This is a genomic window from Streptomyces sp. NPDC007991 (assembly GCF_042958445.1).
In the GTDB taxonomy this organism is placed as follows: domain Bacteria; phylum Actinomycetota; class Actinomycetes; order Streptomycetales; family Streptomycetaceae; genus Streptomyces.
The window spans coordinates 96,179-116,941 of record NZ_JBIBJD010000002.1 but is presented as its reverse complement, the minus strand read 5'-3'; the positions used below and the strand labels follow the sequence as shown (position 1 = coordinate 116,941).

The following is a 20,763-nucleotide window of genomic DNA, read 5'->3' as shown; positions in this document are numbered from 1 at the left end:
CCCCCGATCCGGAGCGGGGCGGCGCCGGGAGCTACGGGAGTGTGAGAATCTCCGCGCCCGAGTCCGTCACCACCAGGGTGTGCTCGAACTGGGCCGTCCGCTTGCGGTCCTTCGTCACGACCGTCCAGCCGTCGTCCCACATGTCGTACTCGTGCGTCCCGAGCGTCAGCATCGGCTCGATCGTGAACGTCATCCCCGGCTGGATCACCGTCGTCGCGTGCGGACTGTCGTAGTGCGGGATGATCAGGCCCGAGTGGAACGACGAGTTGATGCCGTGGCCGGTGAAGTCCCGGACCACCCCGTAGCTGAAGCGCTTGGCGTACGACTCGATGACCCGGCCGATGATGTTGATCTGCCGGCCCGGCTTGACCGCCTTGATCGCCCGGTTGAGGGACTCCCGGGTCCGCTCCACCAGCAGCCGCGACTCCTCGTCGACGTCACCGACCAGGTAGGTGGCGTTGTTGTCGCCGTGCACGCCGCCGATGTACGCCGTCACGTCCAGGTTGACGATGTCGCCGTCGCGCAGGACGGTCGAGTCCGGGATGCCGTGGCAGATGACCTCGTTGACGCTGGTGCACAGCGACTTCGGGAAGCCCCGGTAGCCGAGCGTCGAAGGGTAGGCGCCGTGGTCGCACATGTACTCGTGCGCCACCCTGTCCAGTTCGTCGGTGGTCACCCCGGGGGCGATCAGCTTCGCGGCCTCCGCCATCGCCCGGGCGGCGATCCGGCCGGCGAGCCGCATCGCCTCGATCGTCTCGGGCGTCTGCACCTCCGGTCCGGTGTACGGCGTCGGCGCGGGCTTGCCGACGTACTCGGGGCGGCGGATGTTTCCGGGCACGGAACGGGTGGGGGACAGCTCCCCCGGTACGAGCAGCGACTGGCCAGACATGCCAGCGAGTCTAACCAGCGGCCATGGGGGAACATGACGGTGGCGAGAGGAGCTGGTCATGGCCCTGTTCAAGAAGCGGACGGTCGGCAAACCGGGTGAGTGGTACTACTGCCTGGAACACAAGAAGGTCGAGGAGGGGCCGGAATGCCCCAACAAGGACCGGTTCGGACCCTATGCCTCCCGCACGGAGGCCGAACACGCGATGGAGACCGCCCGCGCGCGCAACCTGCAGTGGGAGAACGACCCCAAGTGGCACGACGCCCCGGCGGGCGGCCGTAACGACGAGTAGGCGCATCCCGGCGGCTGCGCGCCCCTCGCGCAGCCGCACCACCGCAACCGGCTAGCGCCCCTACCAGCGCGCCGGCGGCGGGGCCGTCAGGTGTTCCGCCAGTCTCGCCACCCTGTCCCGGAAGCGGCGCCGGCCGCGCGGCGTCGGCAGGGCGTTCTCCCCGGCCGCCGCGCTGACCAGGTGCTGCACCGTGTCCAGGTCCAGCTCCGAGCCGTCGGGGACGGCCAGGCACTCGTGGGCCATCGCCGGCAGCTCGCCCTCACCGGGGCCGAGGGACAGCACCGTCGCCCCGGCGCGCCGGGCGTCGAACACCCGTTCAAGCAGGGGTGAGGACAGGCCCTCGGGGGACACCACCAGCAGCGTCTCGCCCCGCCGGGCCGCCTCCAGGCGCCCGAGGCCGACCGCCAGATGCGCCGGATCCGAGGGGCGCGCGTCATGCCGTACCAGCGTCGGGGCCAGCTCCGGGGTGCCCGACCACGCCGCCTCGTCCACCAGGTGCGCCGCCAGGTGCCACGGCTCGTACTCCGGCGTGCCGACGAGCAGCAGCCCGCCGCCGTGCGACACCACCGACCCCCGCAGCGCACCGGCGAACCGCCGTGTGGCGCCCAGCCACTCCGTCCCGGCGAGCACTTCTCGCAACAGCGCGACCCGTACGGCATCCATATGGCCGCATCCTGCCCGGACCGGTCACTCGTGACGCGGAATTCACCATGAATTCGCCCGGCTTGGGCAGATGGACCGGTCATCCGTACCGTCGTCGAACACCCAGGGGAACCCGCCCATGACCGAGACCAGCGTCCCCTTCCGCGCCGGCCGGGAGGGGTATGCCGCCTTCCGCATCCCCGCCGCCGTCGTCACCGTCCCCCACTCCCGGCTCCGCTCAAGCGGGGGCACCCCCATCGGCACCCTGCTCGCCTTCTGCGAGGGCCGCGTCGGCTCCCGGGACGACTTCGGGGACATCGACATCGTCCTCAAACGCTCCACGGACGGCGGCCGCACCTGGGGCCCGCTCCTGGTCGTCGCGGAGAACGGCGACGCCCTCGCCGGCAACCCGGCGCCCGTCGTCCTCGACACCGGCCGCGTCCTCCTCGTACACGTACGCAACGCCGCGCTCGCCACCGAGGACGCCATCCGGCGCGGCACGGTGAGCGCGGCCGACGGGCGCCGTGTCTGGGTGCGGCACAGCGACGACGACGGCCTCACCTGGTCCCCGCCGAGGGAGATCACCCAGCAGGCCGAGGAACCCCACTGGCGCTGGTACGCCACCGGCCCCGGCCACGCCCTCCAACTGGGCACCGGCCGGATCGTCGTCCCCGCCAACCACTCCCTGCCGCCCACCGGCACGGACAACGGCACGGAGGGCCGATACGACGGCGGCCACTGCCTGCTCAGCGACGACCGGGGCGCGACCTGGCGGATCGGCTACGTCGACGACGACACCGACGGCCACATCAACGCCAACGAGACCACCGCCGCCGAACTCCCCGACGGCCGCGTCTACTTCAACACCCGCAACGACTCCCCCTCGCCGGGCACCCGCGCCGACGCCCACTCCGCCGACGGCGGCGAGACCCTGGTGAAACCCGTCCGTCCACAGGCCGGCCTGACCGCCCCCGTGTGCCAGGCGAGCGTCCTCCAGCTCCGCGACCCGGACCTGCTGCTCTGCTCCGGCCCCGCCGACCCCGGCTTCCGCGCGCTCATGACGATCCGCGCCTCCACCGACGGCGGCACCACCTGGCGCCCGGTCCACACCGTGGACGGCCTGCCCGCCGCCTACTCCGACCTCGTGCGCGTCGACGCTGACACCGTCGGTCTGCTGTATGAGACCGGCGACTTCAGCGCCTACGAGACCATCGCCTTCCGGCGGGTCCCCGTGACGGAGCTGACCTGAGCCGATGACGGCGGCGGACGTAGAGTCGGGGCCATGACCTCTACCGACAGTGCTGCCACCGACAACGCCCAGAAGGCCCCCGCCAAGGACCCCTGGGACCTGCCCGACGTCTCCGGACTGGTCGTCGGGGTGCTCGGCGGGACCGGGCCGCAGGGCAAGGGCCTCGCCTACCGGCTCGCCCGGGCCGGCCAGAAGGTGATCATCGGCTCACGGGCGGCCGAGCGCGCACAGGCCGCCGCGGCGGAACTCGGCCACGGCGTCGAGGGCGCCGACAACGCCGAGACCGCGCGCCGCAGCGACATCGTGATCGTCGCCGTGCCGTGGGACGGCCACGGCAAGACGCTTCAGTCCCTGCGCGAGGAACTGGCCGGCAAGCTCGTCGTCGACTGCGTCAACCCGCTCGGCTTCGACAAGAAGGGCGCCTACGCGCTCAAGCCCGAGGAGGGCAGCGCCGCCGAGCAGGCCGCCGCCCTGCTGCCGGACTCCCGGGTCACGGCCGCCTTCCACCACCTGTCGGCCGTGCTGCTCCAGGACCCGGAGATCGACGAGATCGACACCGACGTGATGGTGCTCGGCGAGGTACGCGCCGACGTCGAGATCGTGCAGGCCCTCGCCGGACGCATCCCCGGCATGCGCGGCATCTTCGCCGGGCGGCTGCGAGGCGCCCACCAGGTGGAGTCGCTGGTGGCGAACCTGATCTCCGTGAACCGCCGGTACAAGGCGCACGCGGGGCTCCGCGTCACCGACGTGTGAGCCGGTGAGGTGCATGGGGGACACTGGACTGCAGCAGCAGTGCCCGCAGTGTCCCCCGACAGGAGCCGACCGACATGCCCCGCCTCGCCCTCTATGCCCTGACCGTCTGCGTCCTCGCCGTGGCCGCGGCCGTCGTCTCCTTCACCCGGGGCAGCTGGCTGGGGATCGTCTGGGTGCTGCTGGCGGGGCTGTCGTCCAACATGTGCTGGTACTACGTGAAGCGCGGCAAGCAGCAGAAGTCCGTCACGGGCTGACGCCTCAGGGAGCGGCCGAGCAGAACTCGTTCGAGCCCTGCCAGAAGCGGTACAGCGCCTGACCGCAGTACGTCTCGAAGTCGCTGATCCCGAGCGACTTCAGGAGCGAGTCGACCACGTCGAAGAACACGCCGTTCACCGCGGGCAGCCACAGCAGCGCGAACACGAACAGCAGGCCGAACGGCGCGAACGGCTCCACCTGCCGCCGGATGCCGTACGACAGCCAGGGCTCGATGACGCCGTAGCCGTCCAGGCCCGGCACCGGCAGGAAGTTCAGCAGCGCGGCCGTCACCTGGAGCAGCGCGAGGAAGGCCAGGGCGAACCGGAAGTCGCTCGGCACGCCGTCCAGCGCGTCCAGCCAGAACGGGGCCGTGCACACGACCGCGAACAGCACGTTCGTCAGCGGACCGGCCGCCGAGATCAGACTGTGCTTCCAGCGGCCCTGGATCCGCCCCCGCTCGATGAACACGGCCCCGCCGGGCAGCCCGATCCCGCCCATGATCACGAAGATCACCGGGAGGACGATGCTGAGCAGCGCGTGCGTGTACTTCAGCGGGTTCAGCGTGAGGTAGCCCTTCGCGCCGACCGAGATGTCGCCGCTGTGCAGGGCGGTGCGCGCGTGCGCGTACTCGTGCAGACACAGGGAGACGATCCAGGCCGCCGTCACGAAGAGGAACACGGCGACGCCGGGCTGCTCCGCGAAGCCGGTCCAGGTCGCCCACCCCGTGACCGCCGTCACGGCCAGGATCCCGACGAAGACGGGACTGATCCGCCGCTCACTGTGGCGGCTGGTGGCGGTGGCCATGGGACTCCCTGCACTCTCGGACACGCGGTGGACGCCCGACGGTACCGGGCGCAGGGGGAAAACGTCTCGCGCGGGCCGGTCGGTTCCGGGGAGGGTGGGGGCATGGGGCTGTGGCACGTGTTCTACGCGGACTGGCAGATGGAGTGCTGCGGCACGCCGTTCTCGGTGGGAGACGAGGTGAGCTGGCCGCTGATGCTCGTGGAGGCGGACGGTGTACTGGGCGGCGGCTGGCACGACCAGCTCAGCGAGATCGCCGGGCCGGTGGAGGACGTGGGGGGCGTCCGGGTCGTGCGGGAGGAGACGGGCCTCACGGCGGCCCTGGCCGCGGACCCCGACTCCGAGGAGGACCGGCGGCCGAAGCCGGGGGACCGGATCCGGTCGGCGGGGCTGCTGTCCGTCGAGCGGCACGGGGCGGTGTGGCCGCAGGTCGAGGGGCGGGTGCGGGCGGTCCAGGTGCTGAGCCAGGTCTACGCCGAGAGCGCGCCGGGATCGCGCTCCTGGGAGCCGGTGCGGGGGGAGCGCGGGCGCGGGCTGCGGGCGGTGGACCGGTGTCCGAAGTGGTTCACCAAGGCCGAGGCCGAGGGGGAGCGGGGTGCCGACGGCCGGAGACGGCGGTCGCGCGAACCGGGAGTGGTGGTGGCCCTGGACGTGCCGGGCACGGACTCCCGGCTCTCCCAGGCCGTCCGCGAGGCCCGCGGCATCCCGCACCAGGACGCGCAGCCCGGCGCGGAGACGGAGGGACTTGCGGCGGCGGACCTGGCGGACCTGCTGCACACCCTGAGCACGGTGGCCGTCCCCCGGGCGCGCCCCGGGCGGTCCGGTGGGCGACGCCGTCGACATGCCTGACCCCTGCGTCGCCCGCTGCCGCGGCGGTCGGGGACGGGGCCGCCAGGGGCCGATCCGACCTCCTGCGCACCGGACACCGGGTCGGGCGTGCCCGCCACCAGCGGGGCGCCCGCGCGCTGCGCGATGTGCCGGGCGGCGACCTTGTCGCCCAGGTCTCGGATGGCCTGCGGGGGCGGGCCGATCCAGATCAGGCCCGCGTCCAGGACCGCCTGCCCGGCGGCCACCGCCTGGGCGCGGCGGCCCGACCGGGGTGTGCGGATGCCGTATGCGTGTCGGGGGCTTTGCGTCCTGGCCGGGCGGCCGGGTCGCGTGGGCGGGGGCCGGGTTCCGTGCCGGCCGTCCCCCAGCGCACGGCCGGTGGCCGGGGCGCGACGGGCACCGGCCGGTCCACGCCCGCCGTGCGCGGGGTGGCCTGGGAGCGTGGCAGGCTGAGGTCTTCTGCCGGTCGTCGACCCGCAGTTCGGGTCTCGTCGGGGCCGTGCCCGGTCGGTGTCCGTGTCGGCCTGGGTGGTCGATATGGGCCCGGCCGGTCCGGGAGCGTGGCAGGCTGTGGCCCTCTGGCCTTCGTCCCCGGTTCGTCGGTCGCCGGGCCTCGGGCCCGGCCGGGCGGCCCGGTTGGGCGGGGCGAGGGCCGGGGCCCGCACCGGCCGGTGCCCGGCGTCGCCGGTGGCCGGGTGCGGTCCGCACCGGCCGGTCCGATCCCGCCGCTTCGCAGAACCGTCGTGACCCGCCCTCTTACCACCGGAGACAATGGACCCCGTGCGCTATCGCATCCTCGGCACCACACAGGCGCTCCGCACCGACGGCACGGTCGTCCCGGTAGGCGGGGCGCGGTTGCGTGCGCTGCTGACCGTGTTCGCCCTGCGCGCCGGCCGTACCGTGCCCGCGGGGCTGCTGGTCGACGAGGTGTGGGGCGGTGATCCGCCCGCCGACGCCCCGGGGGCGCTCCAGGCGCTGGTCGGGCGGCTGCGGCGGGCGCTCGGCGCGGAAGCGGTCGCCTCCGACGAGGGCGGGTACCGGCTCACGGCCGCGCCCGACGACGTCGACCTGCACCGGTTCGAGCGCCTGGCCGGTGAGGGGCTGCGGGCCCTGGCCGACGGCGACCCCGCCAAGGCGGTCACGGCCCTGGACGACGCCCTCGCCCTGTGGCGCGGCCCGGCCCTGGCCGACCTCCCCGACCGCGCCGCCGAGGCGGCCCGCCGGGACACCCGCCGCCTGGACGTGCTGCGCGCCCGCCACAGCGCCGCCCTCGCCCTCGGCCAGGCCGAGCAGTCCCTGCCCGAACTGACCGCCCTGTGCGACAGCCACCCCCTGGACGAGCCCCTGCAGACCCTGCGCCTGCGTGCCCTGCGTGACGCCGGGCGCACGGCGGAGGCGCTGGACGCGTACGAGGACGTGCGGCGGCTGCTCGCCGACCGGCTCGGGGCCGACCCGGGCCCGGAACTGCGCTCCCTGCACGCGCAGTTGCTGACGCCGGGCGACGACGGCCCCGGGCCCGCGCCCGCCCCGGACGCCCCGGCCGTCGGCAACCTGCGCGCCCGCCTCACCTCCTTCATCGGCCGCGAGAGCGACATCGAGACCATCCGGGACGATCTCACCGCCGCTCGCCTGGTCACGCTGCTCGGGCCGGGCGGGGCGGGCAAGACACGGCTGTCCCAGGAGGCCGCCGAGGCCGTACGGCACGCCATGCCGGGCGGCGTCTGGCTGGCCGAACTCGCGCCGGTCGACGACCCCGCCGCCGTACCGGAGGCCGTGCTCACCGCCCTCGGCGCCCGCGAGACCGTGCTGTACGGCGCCGGCGCCGAGGGCATCCGGGCGGCCGTGACCGACCGGCTCGACGACCCCGTCGCGCGGCTCGCCGAGCACTGCTCGCGCCCCCGCATGCTGCTGATCCTCGACAACTGCGAGCACGTCGCCGACGCCGCCGCCCGGCTCACCGAGGAACTGCTGGAGCGCTGCCCCGGCCTGACCGTCCTCGCCACCAGCCGCGAACCCCTCGGCGTGCCGGGGGAGTTGCTGCGGCCCGTGGAGCCGCTGCCCGAGCCGGTCGCGCTGCGGCTGCTCGCCGACCGGGGCGCGGCGGCCCGGCCCGGCTTCCGGATCGAGGACGACCCCGAGGCGTGCGCGGAGATCTGCCGGCGCCTCGACGGGCTGCCGCTGGCCATCGAACTGGCCGCCGCCCGGCTGCGGATGCTGACACCGCGCCAGATCGCCGACCGGCTCGACGACCGCTTCCGTCTCCTCACCTCCGGCAGCCGCACCGTCCTGCCCCGCCAGCAGACCCTCAGAGCGGTCGTCGACTGGTCCTGGGGCCTGCTCGACGAGGACGAACGGGACGTCCTGCGGCGGCTGTCGGTGTTCGCGGGCGGCTGCGACCTGCCCGCCGCCGAGGCCGTGTGCGGCCCGGTCGCCCTGGAGGCGCTCGGCTCGCTCGTCGACCGCTCCCTGGTCGTCGCCACACCGCCCGGCGACCCGGCCGACGGCGGGATGCGCTACCGGCTGCTGGAGACGGTCGCCGAGTACGCCGCCGAGCGGCTGGACGAGTCCGGGCAGCGCGCCGCCGCCGAGCGCGCCCACCTGACGTACTTCCGCGAACTCGCCCGCACCACCGACCCGTTGCTGCGCGGCCCGGACCAGCTCGCCGCGATCCGCCGGCTGGAGCGGGAGTACGAGAACCTGCGCACCGCCCTGCGGCACGCCGTCGCCCTGCGCGACGAGCAGGAGGCGCTGTGCCTGACGCTGTCCCTCGTCTGGTACTGGCAGATGCGCGACCTGCGCATCGAGGCCCGCAACTGGTGCCGCGAGGTCATGGCCCTCGGCCCCGACCCCTTCACCGAGCCCGTCCGCCGTGCGGCCCCGGTGTGGCAGCGCTGCACCGACGCCCCGCCCCCGATGACCGGCGAGGTCCTGTGGGAGGCCCGGCGCGGTGTCCATCTGTCCCATCTCGCCTGCATGGACACCGAACTGGACGCCTGGCAGAACCCGCGCTCCCAGCAGAAGCTGCGGACCATCGCCCTGACCTACGAGCCCGGCCTGCCGCAGAACTGCCGGCTGCCCGGTCTGCTCTGGTTCTTCGCCGTGATGCTGACCGGCGACATGGACCGGCTGCGCGTCATCATCGAGGCCGCCATCCGCACCTGCCGGGAGACCCCCGGCTTCGACTGGGAGCTGGCCGCCGGCCTCCAGATGCGGGCCAACTTCCTCGCCAACCGCACCGACTGGGCGGGCGACGCCGGGCGCGACGCCGACGAGTCGCTGGCGATCTACCAGCGCCTCGGTGACGCCTGGGGCACCGCCGAGGCCCTCTCGGCGCGCGCCGAGGCCCGCGAACGCAAGGGCGACCACACGAGGGCCGCCGCCGACTACGAGGCGGCCATCGCGCACGCCGAACGCGTCGGCGCCCGCGCCCAGGCGGCCGTCCTCGCCGCCCGGCTGGGCAGCGCGCTGCTGGAGGCGGGCGAGGACGAGCGCGGCGAGCGGCTGCTGCGCGAGGTGATCGCGGCGCGCGAGGACGCGCACAGCGAGGCCATGCCCGCCGCCCGCCTCTTCCTGGCCGGCCGGCTCGGCATGACGGGCCGCATCCCCGAGGCGCGGGAGCAACTGCGGCGGCTGCGCCAGGACTTCCGTATCGCCCACTTCATCATCTTCGACGCGTACATCCTCGGCACGGAGGCGTGGCTGGACGCCATGGAGGGACGGTACGAGGAGTGCCTGGACCGGATCCGCAAGGCGCTGGAGCGGGCCGCCGACCCGCTGTCCGAGGCCATCGCGCCCCATTTGCGCTCGGGGTACCTGGTCATCGGCGCCTCGGCCCTGGCAGCCGCCGACGGCGGGCTGCGCGCCGTGGACGCGGCCCGCTGCCTGGGCGCCTTCGACGCCCTGCTGCCGGCCGGCCACATCGCCCAGCGGCAGGAGCGCGAGACCCGCGAGCGCACCGAGCGGCAGGTCCGTGCGCTGCTCGGCGACGAGGCGTACGAGGCCGCGTACGCGCAGGGCGGCGGCCTCTCCCTGGAGGAGGCCACCGCCCTGCTCTGACGCGGATCAGGGTCCTTCCGGTCAGTTCTTCGTGCGGAACTTGTGGATCGCGACCGGCGCCATCACCGCGGTGATCGCCACCGACCAGCCGAGCGTCACCCACAGGTCGTGCGCGACGGGCCCGCCGACCATCAGACCGCGCGCGGCGTCCGCCAGCGTCGACAGCGGGTTGTAGTCGGTGAACGCCTGCAGCCAGCCCGGCATCGACGTCGTCGGCGCGAAGATCGACGAGCCGAACTGGAGCGGGAACAGCACCAGGAAGCCCATCGCCTGCACGGACTGCGCGTTCTTCAGGATCACGCCCAGGGTGAGGAACACCCACATGATCGACGAGGCGAACGCCGTGGACAGCGCCACGGTCGCGAACAGCCCCGGCCAGTTCGTGATCTCGAACCCGACCGCCACGGCCACGATCATCAGCACGGCAGTCGCGAACAGCATCCGCAGCAGCTCCACCGAGATCTTCGCGAACAGCACCGAGCCGCGCCCGATCGGCAGGGACCGGAAGCGGTCCATGACACCGGAGTTGAAGTCCTGGCTGAAGCCGGTGCCGACACCCTGGGACAGCGTCATGCTCATCATCGCGATCATGCCGGGGATCACGTACTGCACATAGCGGTCCTGCCCGCCGCCCAGCGCCTGCCCGATCGAGCCGCCGAAGACGAACACGAACAGCAGTGTGAAGATGACCGGCATCAGCAGTGCGTCGGCCATCGACTCCGGGTCCTTGCGGATCCACAGCAGGTTGCGGCGGATCAGGGCCCCGGTGTGGCGCAGATGGCCGCGCAGGGGGATACGGGCGTCCGCCTCGGCGTCGTGGACGGTGACGGCGCTCATACGGCGGCCTCCTGAAGGTCTTCGGCGGGCACGGTGTCCTGCGGGGCACTGGCGCGATGGCCGGTGAGGGACAGGAACACCTCGTCCAGGCTGGGCAGTTCGGTGGTGAGGGAGGAGAGCGTGATGCCGCGCGCGGAGACCGCGCGGACCACGGCGGTCAGCTGCTCGTCGCTGAGGATCGGCACGAGGACGTCACCGCGTTCGGTGTCCACGGTCGTGGTGGCCAGCCCGGTGATCCCCAGGTCGTCCAGTGCGCCGGCGAGGGGCCGCAGCTGCGCCGGATCGGCCGGGCGGATCCGCAGCGCCCGGCCGCCGACCTTCGCCTTCAGCTCCTCGATGGCGCCGCCGGCGATGACCTGGCCGCGGTCGACGACCGTCAGCTCGGAGGCGAGCTGCTCGGCCTCCTCCATGTACTGGGTGGTGAGCAGCACGGTGACCCCGTCGCCGACCATGCGCTTGACCTCGTCCCACACCTCGTTGCGGGTGCGCGGGTCGAGCCCGGTGGTCGGCTCGTCCAGGAAGAGCACGGCCGGCCGTCCGATCATGGACGCGGCCAGGTCCAGCCGCCGCCGCATGCCCCCGGAGTACGTCGCCGCCGCCCGCTTGGCCGCCTCGGTCAGCGAGAAGCGCTCCAGCAACGCGTCGGCCCGGCCGCGGGCGTCCTTGCGGGGCAGGTCGAGCAGCCGCCCGATCATGTACAGGTTCTCCCAGCCGGAGAGCTTCTCGTCCACGGAGGCGTACTGCCCCGTGAGCCCGATGACCCGCCGCAGCTGCCGGGGCTGCCGTACGACGTCGTAGCCGGCGACGGTGGCCTGTCCCGTGTCGGGAGCGAGCAGGGTGGACAGGATCCGCACCAGGGTCGTCTTCCCGGCCCCGTTCGGCCCGAGGACCCCCATGACGGTGCCCTCCCGCACCTCCAGGTCGACCCCGTCCAGCGCCTTGGTCTCGCCGTAGTGCTTCACCAGCCCCCGCACGGTCACAGCGGCGCCGCTGGTGGTCTTGTCGATTCGCGTCATGCCCCTGACGGTGTCAGCTCCCACCGACAAAGCACCGACAGGTCACCGACAGGGGCCCGTCAGCCACCGACAGAACGCGGCAGCCCGCCGACGGGGGAAGATCGGCGGGCTGCCCGTGGTGCCACAGTGGCTCAGTGGACGCTGTGCTCCTCCAGCGGGAACGTTCCGCCCACCACGTCCTCGGCGAACGCCTTCGCCGCGTTCCCCATGACCTCACGCAGATTCACGTACTGCTTCACGAACTTGGGCACGCGCCCGCCGGTCAGACCCAGCATGTCCGTCCACACCAGCACCTGCGCGTCCGTCTCGGCGCCCGCGCCGATCCCGACGGTCGGAATGTGCAGCACGCGCGTCACCTCGGCCGCCAGCTCCGCCGGGACCAGCTCCAGCACCACGGCGAACGCGCCCGCGTCCTGCACGGCCTTCGCGTCCCGCAGCAACTGCTGGGCCGCCTCCTCGCCCCGCCCCTGCACGCGGTAGCCCATCGCGTTGACGGACTGCGGGGTCAGGCCGATGTGCGCCATGACCGGGATGCCGGAATCGACGAGCAGCCGGATCTGCTCGTGCGACCGCTCGCCCCCCTCCAGCTTCACGGCCTGCACGCCCGCCTCCTTCACCAGCCGGGTCGCCGAGCGCAGCGCCTGCACCGGGCCCTCCTGGTAGGAGCCGAAGGGCAGGTCGCCGACGATCAGGGCGCGCGAGGTGCCCCGTACGACCGCCGCCGACAGCATGGTCATCTCGTCGAGGGTGACGGGCACGGTCGTCTCGTACCCGAGGTGGCAGTTGCCCGCCGAGTCGCCGACGAGCATGACCGGGATCCCGGCCTCGTCGAAGACGGACGCGGTCATGGCGTCGTAGGCGGTGAGCATGGGCCACTTCTCGCCGCGCTCCTTGGCGGCGGCGATGTCCCGCACGGTGATGCGGCGGGTGCCCTTGCCTCCGTACAGCGTCCTGCCGCCGTCGGAGGGCTTGTTCTGAGCGGACTGGGCAGCCGGAAGCTGCGTCATTGCACGGCTCCTCACACGTCATCTCGAGGCGCCCTGACGGCGTCCCCGGACCACGTCCATGGTGGCACCTCGTGCCTGCGAGGGCCAGGGGAGGCCCTGTGAGTTCCGCCCCGGGCCGGTAAGCACCGTGCGCGTAAGGGCTCGGTAAAAGTATTCCAATACGAGACGGTGTCGTATCGAAATGGTCCTACGCTCGACGGCATGACCAATCCTGCCGACCGCGCCGCCCCCACCGGCCCCCGCATACCGGAAGCGGTGCACCGGCGCCGCTGGGCGATACTCGGCGTGCTGATGCTCAGCCTGCTGATCGTCGTCCTCGACAACTCGATCCTGAACGTCGCCATCAAGACGATCTCCACACCCGCCCCGACCGGCCTGGGGGCCACGCAGAGCGAGCTGGAGTGGGCGATCAACGCCTACACCCTCGTCTTCGCGGGCCTGCTGTTCAGCGCCGGTCTGCTCGGCGACCGGCTGGGCCGCAAGAAGGTACTGCTCGGCGGTCTGGCCGTGTTCGGCGCCGGCTCCGCGCTCGCCGCCTTCTCCGGTTCGCCGGGGCAGCTGATCGCCTTCCGTGCCGTGATGGGCCTGGGCGCCGCGTTCGTCATGCCGGCCACCCTCGCCGTCCTCATGAACGTCTTCGAGCGCGAGGAGCAGCCGAAGGCCATCGGCATCTGGGCGGGGAGCGTCGGCCTCGCCATCGCCATCGGCCCGATCACCGGCGGCGTGCTCCTCGCCCACTTCTGGTGGGGCTCGGTCTTCCTCATCAACGTGCCGATCGTGCTGCTCGCGCTCGCGCTGATGCTGTGGCTGGTGCCCGACTCCCGGGACCCGAACCCCGGCCGCCTCGACCCCGTCGGCGTCGCCCTGTCCGTCGTCGGCCTGGTGCTGCTCGTCTACGGCATCATCAAGGGCGGCCAGCTCGCCGACTTCACCGACGCCACCGTGCTGTCGACGATCGGCGCGGGCCTCGCGGTCCTCGTCGCCTTCGTGGTGTTCGAGAAGCGCAGCGACCACCCGTCCATCGACGTCACGTACTTCAAGAACAAGATGTTCTCGGCCGCCATCGCCGCCATCGCGCTGGTCTTCTTCGCGCTGATGGGCGTGACCTTCTTCTCGGTCTTCTACACACAGAGCGTGCGCGGCTACTCGCCGCTGCAGACCGGTCTGCTGATGCTGCCGCTGGCCGCCGCCCAGATGATCTTCGCGCCGCGCGCCCGGCTGCTGGTCGACCGCTTCGGTAACAGGGCCACCACGACCGGCGGACTGCTGGTCATCGCCGCGACGCTGGCCGCCTTCGCCGCGCTGGAGGCCGACACCCCCATCTGGATCCTGGAAGTGATCTTCTTCCTGATGGGCACCGGCATGGCCCACATCATGACGCCGGTCAGCGTCGTCATCATGCAGGCCCTGCCCCGCGAGAAGGCCGGCTCGGCCTCCGCCCTCAGCAACACCTTCCGGCAGGTCGGCGGCGCCCTCGGCATCGCAGTCCTCGGCTCGGTGCTGTCCACGGCGTACCGCACGGGCATCGAGGACAAGCTCGGCCAACTGCCGCCGGGCGTCCGGCACACCGCGGGCGAGTCCATCGAGGCCACGCTCGGCGTCGCCGCGAAGCTGGGCCCGCAGGGCAAGGCCCTGGTCACCCCGGCCTACGACGCGTTCCTGCACGCGATGCACATCACCGCCCTGTGGGGAGCGGGCGTCGCACTGATCGGCGCGGTCATCGTGGCGCTGTTCCTGCCCGGCCGGCCGCCGGCGCCCCAGGAGGGGGAGGAGGAGAAGGAACTGTCGGACGCGCGGTCGTAGGCCGCGGGAGAATGCGTCAGGGACCCGCCCCGGCCCGCCCAGGAAAGGACAACGCGACGTGAGCCTCGCCGAAAGGCAAACCCGGCACGACGGCCCTGCGAGAGGCCGCCCCAGAAGCGAGGCCGTCGAACGCGCCATCATCGAGGGCCTGATGAAGCTCCTGGAGGAGGGCGTGTCCCTCGCGGAGCTGTCCATCGAGCGCGTCGCCCGGACCGCCGGCGTCGGCAAGGCCACCATCTACCGCCGCTGGAGCGGTAAGGAGGAACTCTTCGTCGACGTCCTGCGCGCCGTCGAACCCCCCGAGCCGCCGCTCCCCGGCACCTCCATGCGCGACGACCTCGTGGCCCTGCTGGAACAGGCGCGCCGACGCGGCCTCGCCAACCGCTCGTCGGCGATCCTGACCAATGTGCACGCCCAGATGAAGAGCAGCCCGAAGATCTGGGCGGCGTACGAGGCCATGGTTCTCGCACCGCGCCGCCGGCTCGGCCTGGAGATCCTGCGCCGGGGGCAGGAGAACGGCGAACTGCGCACGGACGTCGACCTCGAACTGCTGGGTGACCTGTTCATCGCCCCCGTGCTCGTGCGCTCCGTCCTGCGCCCGGACGCCGACCTCCCCGACGACCTCGCAGCGAAGGTCGTCGACACACTCCTCGAAGGCCTACGCCCCGTCAGTTCCGCAGCTCACGGCTCCTAGTGTGCGCGTTTCGTCACAGACGGCGCTTACCGAGGGCCCGGTCGGAACTCGGCGCGCGGGCTCGAACGTCATCGCCCCCGTACGGCCGTCGAAGGACGGCGGGAACGGAACGGATCATCCCCTAGGGTCGTAGACACGGGGGCGATGGTGTGCACGGCAGGCAGTGAGGCGACGGTATGGCGCAGCAGGCGTACATGACGGAGACGGACAACGGCGGCTCGGGGCCCGAGCCCCGGGGAGACCGGCTTCGGCGCCTGTACGACCGGCTGCTCGGCGGCCGGTTCGGCGACCGGCTCCGCGACCGGCGGATCTGGCGGCGCGGCCTCGTCCTGGCCGCGTGCGCGGTGCTGCTGGCCGTGGTCATGATGCTGCACTCGCGCATCCCGAACACGATCGGCAACCTGGGCAGCCTCACCGAGACGTTCCTGCCCTGGCTCGGTCTCCTCATCCCGGTGCTGCTCCTGCTCGCCGTGGTGCGCAAGTCGGCGACCGCGCTGATCGCGGTGCTGCTGCCGGCGCTGGTCTGGCTGAACCTCTTCGGCGGCCAGCTCAGCGACAAGACCGCCACCGGCGGCGACCTCACCGTGGCCACGCACAACGTCAACGCGGAGAACCCCGACCCGGCCGGCACCGCCCGTGACGTGGCCGCCTCCGGCGCGGACGTGCTGGCCCTGGAGGAGCTGACGGCGTCCGCGGTCCCGACGTACGAGCGGGCGCTGGACTCGACGTACCCGTACCACTCGGTGCAGGGCACGGTCGGGGTGTGGAGCAAGTACCCGCTGACCGGTGTGCGGGCCGTCGACATCGACCTGGGCTGGACGCGGGCGATGCGCGCCACCGTGACCGCCCCGGCCGGGCAGGTCGCCGTCTACGTAGCCCATCTGCCGTCCGTGCGCGTGAAGATGGAGGCCGGGTTCACGGCCCGGCAGCGCGACCGGAGCGCCGACTTCCTCGGTGAGGCCATCGCCCACGAACCGCTGAAGAACGCCGTCCTGCTCGGCGACCTGAACGGCACCATGAACGACCGCGCGCTCAACGCCGTCACCTCCCAGATGCGCTCCACGCAGGGCGCCGCCGGCAACGGCTTCGGGTTCAGCTGGCCGGCGTCGTTCCCGATGGCGCGCATCGACCAGATCATGGTCCGGGGCCTGAAGCCGGAGAGCTCATGGACCCTCCCGGAGACGGCCAGTGACCATCTGCCCATCGCGGCCCGTGTGAGGGTCACCACAGGCAGCTGAGGAAAACCGCAGCTCAGGGCCTGTTCGGCAAGATCAGGCAACCGAGGCTTCACCTCTGGGCGGCCTCACGGAATAGTGGGCCTGCGAGACTTTGTTCCGTACTTGAACATACGAAGTCACGAACCCCCGTAAGTCTCGAAAGGCTCCCTCATGCCCCTGGCCCTGCTCGCCCTCGCCGTGGGCGCCTTCGGCATCGGTACCACCGAGTTCGTGATGATGGGCCTGCTGCCCGACGTCGCGAACGACCTGCACATCTCGATCCCCAGCGCCGGCCATCTGGTGTCGGCGTACGCGCTGGGCGTCGTCATCGGCGCTCCGCTGCTGGCCGCGGTCACCGCCCGGATGTCCCGCCGTACGGTCCTGATGGGGCTGATGGGGCTGTTCGTCGCGGGCAACGCGCTGTCGGCCCTCGCTCCCGGCAACGGCTGGCTGCTGGCCGCCCGCTTCCTGAGCGGCCTGCCGCACGGCGCCTTCTTCGGCGTCGGCGCCGTCGTCGCGACGAACATGGTCGCGCCCGAACGCAAGGCGCGCTCGGTCTCCCTGATGTTCCTCGGCCTGACCGTCGCGAACGTCGTGGGTGTGCCGGTCGCCACCCTCATGGGTCAGCAGCTCGGCTGGCGGGCGACCTTCCTCGGCGTCAGCGCCATCGGCCTGGCGGCGATCGCCGCGCTCGCGTTCCTGATCCCGCACGACCACGAGCACGCCACCGCCAAGGGCCTGCGCGGCGAACTGGCCGCCCTGCGCTCCGTCCCGGTCTGGCTGTCGCTCGGCACCACGGTCGCGGGCTTCGGCGCCCTCTTCGCGGCCTACAGCTACATCACGCCCATGCTCACGGACGCCGCCGGCTACGCCGACGCCAGTGTGACCCTGCTGCTCGCCCTGTTCGGCGTCGGCGCGACCGCCGGCAACCTGCTGGGCGGCCGCCTGGCCGACCACTCCCTGCGGGGCACCCTGTTCGGCGGCCTGGGCGCTCTGGTGGCGGTGCTGGCGCTGTTCCCGCTGCTGATGCGCACGGAGGTCACCGCGGCCGTCGCCGTGATCCTGCTCGGCGTGGCGGCCTTCGCCACCGGCTCCCCGCTCCAGCTGATGGTCATGGACAAGGCCGCGTCGGCCCCGTCCCTGGCCTCCTCCGCCAACCAGGCGGCCTTCAACCTGGCCAACGCCGGCGGCGCCTGGATCGGCGGCCTCGCCCTGGCCGCGGGCTTCGGGGTCACCTCCCCGGCCCTGGCCGGCGCGGCCCTGGCCGTGCTCGGCCTCGGTGTGGCGTCGCTGGCATACGCGGTGGACCGGCGCAGTGCGCCCGTCGTCCGGCGCGAGCGGATCGTGGCGAGCCACGTCCCGCAGGAGGCGGAAACGGTGCGCCACTGACGGAAGCTCAGCCGGTGCTCCGGCGCTGCGACTCGGGCGGCGGCCCGCGGGTGCTCACCCGCGGGCCGCCGCCCGTTGCGTACGGCACCGCCGCGTACGGCGGCCGAGCGGCGGCGTCGCCTCCCCCCTGGTCAGACGCGACGTGCCGCGACCACCGCCGAACTGGACGGCGTGGTGAGGACTTCGGTGGCGTCCAGGGCCGGGTGGGTGAGGTAGAAGAGGCGGAGCTCGTCCACCTCGCCCTCGAACCGGGGCGGCCAGTCGGCCGACGGGGTGAAGTCGTCCAGGACGAGGATGCCGCCCGGTGCCAGCAGTTCGACGACCCGTTCGGGGGCGTCCCACGCTGACGCGGTCGTCGTCGGCGAAGACACCCGCCGCTCGCCTGGCCAGCGCCTCGTCCCGCTCCACGGTCACGAGACGCGCGCCGGCCCCCAGACCACTGTGCAGCCAGGCGGTGCCCACACCCGAGCCGGTGCCGCTCTCCGCGACGACCCCGCCGGGCTTGGCGGCGGCGGCCAGCCTGAGCAGCCGGCCCACTTCGGGGATGCAGCTCTTCTGGAACCCGGCCTCGGCGGCGAGCCCCTCGGCGACCACCACACGGTCCGGGACCACACGCTCTGACATGCTGAGCCCCCTGTCGGTGTCAGCCCGACGCTATCTGATCCCCTGTCAGCCAGCTGACCGGTCGGGAGAGTTCGTCGAACCGCCCGTCGAAGGCGTCGTCGCTCGCCGGCGGATCCCCGACGGGCCGTCGGACGTGGGCGGTCCGCATGCCGACCGTCTGTGCTCCGCACAGGTCCCAGGCGTGGGCGGCCACCATGAGGACGCGTTCCGGTGGGCATCCGGCGGCGTCGAGCGCGAGCCGGTACACCTCAGGCGCGGGCTTGTACGCCTGGACGGCTTCGGCGGACAGGGCCTGGTGCCGGCGCAACCCGGCGTGCGCGTTGAGGCGCGGCAGCGCCGTACGGCCCCGCCGCGCCGCCTCCGCGTCGAGGGTCTCGGTGCTGACGTACGCACGGAGCCCTTGCCGGATGCGTCGCTGTTCCTCCTCGCTGTGCTGTTGCCACAGGACGAGCAGGTCGTCGACGGCCGCCTCGCCGGACGCGGGCAGGGCCTCGGCCATCGCCGCCCGAGGCCCCCTGGGCTCGTCGACGAGTGTGCCGAGGACATCGAGGACGACGACCTCGATGTCACGGATCCCGGTCACTGGCCCCGCCTTCGCGCTGCCGCCGTCACCACCTGAGGCGTCAGAGCGACTCCCGCCACGCGTTCGTGATCGGCAGGCGGCGGTCCTTGCCGAAGCCCTTCGCCGAGATCTTCGTGCCCGGCGGGTACTGCCGTCGCTTGTACTCCGCCGTGTCGACCATGCGCAGCGTCTTCGTGACCAGCTCCCGGTCGAAGCCGGCCGCGACGATCTCGTCGGCGCCCCGGTCCCGGTCGACGTAGAGCTCCAGGATCGCGTCCAGCACCGGGTAGTCGGGGAGCGAGTCCGTGTCGACCTGGCCCGGGCGCAGTTCCGCGCTCGGGGGCTTGGTGATGGAGTTCTCGGGGATCGGCGGGGTCTGGCCGCGTTCGCGGGCGGCCCGGTTGCGCCACTCGGCCAGGCGGAAGATCAGCGTCTTGTAGACGTCCTTGATGGGGCCGTAGGCGCCCACCGAGTCGCCGTAGAGCGTGGAGTAGCCGACCGCCAGTTCCGACTTGTTGCCGGGCGCCAGGACGATGTGGCCCTCCTGGTTGGAGATGGCCATGAGCAGCGTGCCGCGCAGACGGGACTGGAGGTTCTCCTCGGCCAGGCCCGTCAGGCCCAGCGCGCCCATGTACGCGTCGAACATCGGCTCGATGGCGACCGTGCGGTAGTTCAGGCCGGTGCGGCGGGCCAGCTCCGCCGCGTCGTCCTTGGAGTGGTCCGAGGAGTACTTCGACGGCATGGACACGCCGTACACGTTCTGCGCGCCCAGCGCGTCGCACGCGATCGCCGCGACCAGCGACGAGTCGATCCCGCCCGACAGGCCGATCAGGACGGACCGGAAGCCGTTCTTCGCGACGTACGCCCGCAGGCCCACGACCAGCGCCGAGTAGACCTCCTCGTCGTCGTCCAGACGGTCGGCGTAGCCACCCGTGAGCTCCGGCTCGTAACGGGGCAGCGGGTCCTCGGAGAGCACCACGCGGTCGATGCGCAGGCCGTCGTCGATGCGCTGTCCATTGGCGACTTTGTCGCGGGCCGTCGGGGCGTCCGCCGACGCCGCCGGCAGGTCCAGGTCCAGGACGACGCAGCCCTCGGCGAACTGCGGCGCCCGCGCCACGACCTCGCCGTCCCTGTCGACGACGATCGAGTCGCCGTCGAACACCAGCTCGTCCTGGCCGCCGATCATGGCGAGGTAGGCCGTGGTGCAGCCGGCCTCCTGGGCCCGCTTGCGGACCAGCTCCAGGCGCGTGTCGTCCTTGTCGCGCTCATAGGGCGAGGCGTTGATCGAGACCAGCAGGCCCGCCTGCGCCGAGCGGGCCGCGGGGACCCGGCCGCCGTCCTGCCAGAGGTCCTCGCAGATGGCCAGGGCGACATCGACGCCGTGGACGCGCAGGACCGGCATGGTCTCGCCGGGCACGAAGTAGCGGAACTCGTCGAAGACGCCGTAGTTCGGCAGGTGGTGCTTGGCGAAGTTGAGGACCACCTCGCCGCCGTACAGCACCGCCCCCGCGTTCTGCGGCGCGCCGGCCGGCTGGCCGTACTTCGGCTGGGCGGTCGCGCAGCGGTCGAGGTAGCCGACGATCACCGGCAGCTCGCCGAAGCCCTCGTCGGCCAGGCGGGCGGCGAGGCCGCGCAGCGCCGCCCGGGAGGCCTCCACGAAGGACGACCTGAGGGCCAGGTCCTCGACGGGATACCCGGTCAGCGCCATCTCGGGGAACGCCACGAGATGCGCTCCCTGCTCGGCGGAGTGCCGGGTCCAGCGGACGATCGACTCGGCGTTCCCGGCGAGGTCGCCGACGCTCGAGTCGATCTGGTTCAGGGCGAGACGTAGTTGAGGCACGCGCCCAGTGTA

General features: G+C 72.7%; 17 protein-coding genes and 2 pseudogenes. 10 read left to right on the top strand and 9 right to left on the bottom strand.

Annotated elements, in window-relative coordinates; translation table 11 throughout:
• Window positions 1-31: 31 nt before the first annotated feature.
• Window positions 32-889: a type I methionyl aminopeptidase gene (gene map, locus ACFZDA_RS04705; protein WP_391074901.1), complete on the bottom strand. Its 858-nt coding sequence runs from the start codon at window positions 887-889 to the stop codon at window positions 32-34.
• A gap of 58 nt (window positions 890-947) precedes the next feature.
• On the opposite strand from map, the gene ACFZDA_RS04700 reads away from it, so the two are divergent.
• A complete protein-coding gene (locus ACFZDA_RS04700) occupies window positions 948-1,178 on the top strand; it encodes a hypothetical protein (RefSeq protein ID WP_010036946.1) in 231 nt (76 codons plus the stop codon).
• 60 nt (window positions 1,179-1,238) lie between these two features.
• Here ACFZDA_RS04700 and ACFZDA_RS04695 read toward each other — a convergent pair whose 3' ends face one another.
• The gene (locus ACFZDA_RS04695; protein ID WP_391074897.1) at window positions 1,239-1,841 is read right to left on the bottom strand and encodes a hypothetical protein; all 603 of its coding nucleotides are present in this window, start codon (window positions 1,839-1,841) and stop codon (window positions 1,239-1,241) included.
• Window positions 1,842-1,959: 118 nt separating this feature from the next.
• On the opposite strand from ACFZDA_RS04695, the gene ACFZDA_RS04690 reads away from it, so the two are divergent.
• The 3 genes from ACFZDA_RS04690 to ACFZDA_RS04680 all read left to right on the top strand — a co-directional run bounded on the left by ACFZDA_RS04690 (window position 1,960) and on the right by ACFZDA_RS04680 (window position 4,076).
• A complete protein-coding gene (locus ACFZDA_RS04690) occupies window positions 1,960-3,069 on the top strand; it encodes an exo-alpha-sialidase (RefSeq protein WP_391074894.1) in 1,110 nt (369 codons plus the stop codon).
• Between the two features lie 33 nt (window positions 3,070-3,102).
• Window positions 3,103-3,822, top strand: a complete 720-nt coding sequence (npdG, locus tag ACFZDA_RS04685) for an NADPH-dependent F420 reductase (protein ID WP_391074892.1) — start codon at window positions 3,103-3,105, stop codon at window positions 3,820-3,822.
• 74 nt (window positions 3,823-3,896) lie between these two features.
• A complete protein-coding gene (locus ACFZDA_RS04680; RefSeq protein ID WP_391074889.1) occupies window positions 3,897-4,076 on the top strand; it encodes a hypothetical protein in 180 nt (59 codons plus the stop codon).
• Window positions 4,077-4,080: 4 nt separating this feature from the next.
• On the opposite strand, the gene ACFZDA_RS04675 is transcribed toward ACFZDA_RS04680, so the two are convergent.
• Window positions 4,081-4,881: a site-2 protease family protein gene (locus tag ACFZDA_RS04675; RefSeq protein WP_391074886.1), complete on the bottom strand. Its 801-nt coding sequence runs from the start codon at window positions 4,879-4,881 to the stop codon at window positions 4,081-4,083.
• A 102-nt stretch (window positions 4,882-4,983) separates the two neighbouring features.
• Here ACFZDA_RS04675 and ACFZDA_RS04670 point away from each other — a divergent pair, with 102 nt between their 5' ends.
• Both ACFZDA_RS04670 and ACFZDA_RS04665 read left to right on the top strand, forming a co-directional pair.
• Window positions 4,984-5,727, top strand: a complete 744-nt coding sequence (locus tag ACFZDA_RS04670) for a DUF6578 domain-containing protein (RefSeq protein ID WP_391074883.1) — start codon at window positions 4,984-4,986, stop codon at window positions 5,725-5,727.
• Between the two features lie 750 nt (window positions 5,728-6,477).
• Window positions 6,478-9,762 carry a BTAD domain-containing putative transcriptional regulator gene (locus ACFZDA_RS04665; RefSeq protein ID WP_391074880.1) on the top strand — a complete coding sequence of 1,095 codons (3,285 nt, stop codon included), beginning with the start codon at window positions 6,478-6,480 and terminating at the stop codon, window positions 9,760-9,762.
• A 21-nt stretch (window positions 9,763-9,783) separates the two neighbouring features.
• Here the strand turns inward: ACFZDA_RS04665 and ACFZDA_RS04660 are convergent, their stop codons facing one another.
• The 3 genes from ACFZDA_RS04660 to panB form a co-directional block, all read right to left on the bottom strand.
• The gene (locus tag ACFZDA_RS04660) at window positions 9,784-10,599 is read right to left on the bottom strand and encodes an ABC transporter permease (RefSeq protein ID WP_391074877.1); all 816 of its coding nucleotides are present in this window, start codon (window positions 10,597-10,599) and stop codon (window positions 9,784-9,786) included.
• The gene (locus tag ACFZDA_RS04655) at window positions 10,596-11,615 is read right to left on the bottom strand and encodes an ATP-binding cassette domain-containing protein (RefSeq protein WP_391074874.1); all 1,020 of its coding nucleotides are present in this window, start codon (window positions 11,613-11,615) and stop codon (window positions 10,596-10,598) included. The genes ACFZDA_RS04660 and ACFZDA_RS04655 overlap by 4 nt, the downstream gene beginning before the upstream one ends.
• A 131-nt stretch (window positions 11,616-11,746) precedes the next feature.
• Window positions 11,747-12,622 carry a 3-methyl-2-oxobutanoate hydroxymethyltransferase gene (gene panB, locus ACFZDA_RS04650; RefSeq protein ID WP_391074870.1) on the bottom strand — a complete coding sequence of 292 codons (876 nt, stop codon included), beginning with the start codon at window positions 12,620-12,622 and terminating at the stop codon, window positions 11,747-11,749.
• A gap of 201 nt (window positions 12,623-12,823) precedes the next feature.
• Here panB and ACFZDA_RS04645 point away from each other — a divergent pair, with 201 nt between their 5' ends.
• The 4 genes and pseudogenes from ACFZDA_RS04645 to ACFZDA_RS04630 all read left to right on the top strand — a co-directional run bounded on the left by ACFZDA_RS04645 (window position 12,824) and on the right by ACFZDA_RS04630 (window position 17,725).
• Window positions 12,824-14,425 (top strand): DHA2 family efflux MFS transporter permease subunit, encoded by a 1,602-nt coding sequence (locus tag ACFZDA_RS04645; RefSeq protein ID WP_391074867.1) that lies wholly within the window; start codon window positions 12,824-12,826, stop codon window positions 14,423-14,425.
• Window positions 14,426-14,483: 58 nt separating this feature from the next.
• Window positions 14,484-15,119: a TetR/AcrR family transcriptional regulator C-terminal ligand-binding domain-containing protein gene (locus tag ACFZDA_RS04640; protein ID WP_391074864.1), complete on the top strand. Its 636-nt coding sequence runs from the start codon at window positions 14,484-14,486 to the stop codon at window positions 15,117-15,119.
• A gap of 277 nt (window positions 15,120-15,396) precedes the next feature.
• Window positions 15,397-16,357: pseudogene (locus tag ACFZDA_RS04635) on the top strand (endonuclease/exonuclease/phosphatase family protein); the annotation flags it as partial.
• Window positions 16,358-16,507: 150 nt separating this feature from the next.
• Window positions 16,508-17,725: an MFS transporter gene (locus ACFZDA_RS04630; protein ID WP_391074861.1), complete on the top strand. Its 1,218-nt coding sequence runs from the start codon at window positions 16,508-16,510 to the stop codon at window positions 17,723-17,725.
• Between the two features lie 131 nt (window positions 17,726-17,856).
• On the opposite strand, the pseudogene ACFZDA_RS04625 reads toward ACFZDA_RS04630, so the two are convergent.
• From ACFZDA_RS04625 to ACFZDA_RS04615, 3 genes and pseudogenes are all read right to left on the bottom strand, one after another.
• A pseudogene (locus tag ACFZDA_RS04625) lies at window positions 17,857-18,349 on the bottom strand (O-methyltransferase).
• A 19-nt stretch (window positions 18,350-18,368) separates the two neighbouring features.
• The gene (locus ACFZDA_RS04620; RefSeq protein WP_391074859.1) at window positions 18,369-18,932 is read right to left on the bottom strand and encodes an HAD-IA family hydrolase; all 564 of its coding nucleotides are present in this window, start codon (window positions 18,930-18,932) and stop codon (window positions 18,369-18,371) included.
• A gap of 40 nt (window positions 18,933-18,972) precedes the next feature.
• A complete protein-coding gene (locus tag ACFZDA_RS04615) occupies window positions 18,973-20,751 on the bottom strand; it encodes an NAD+ synthase (RefSeq protein ID WP_391074856.1) in 1,779 nt (592 codons plus the stop codon).
• Between the last annotated feature and the right edge of the window lie 12 nt (window positions 20,752-20,763).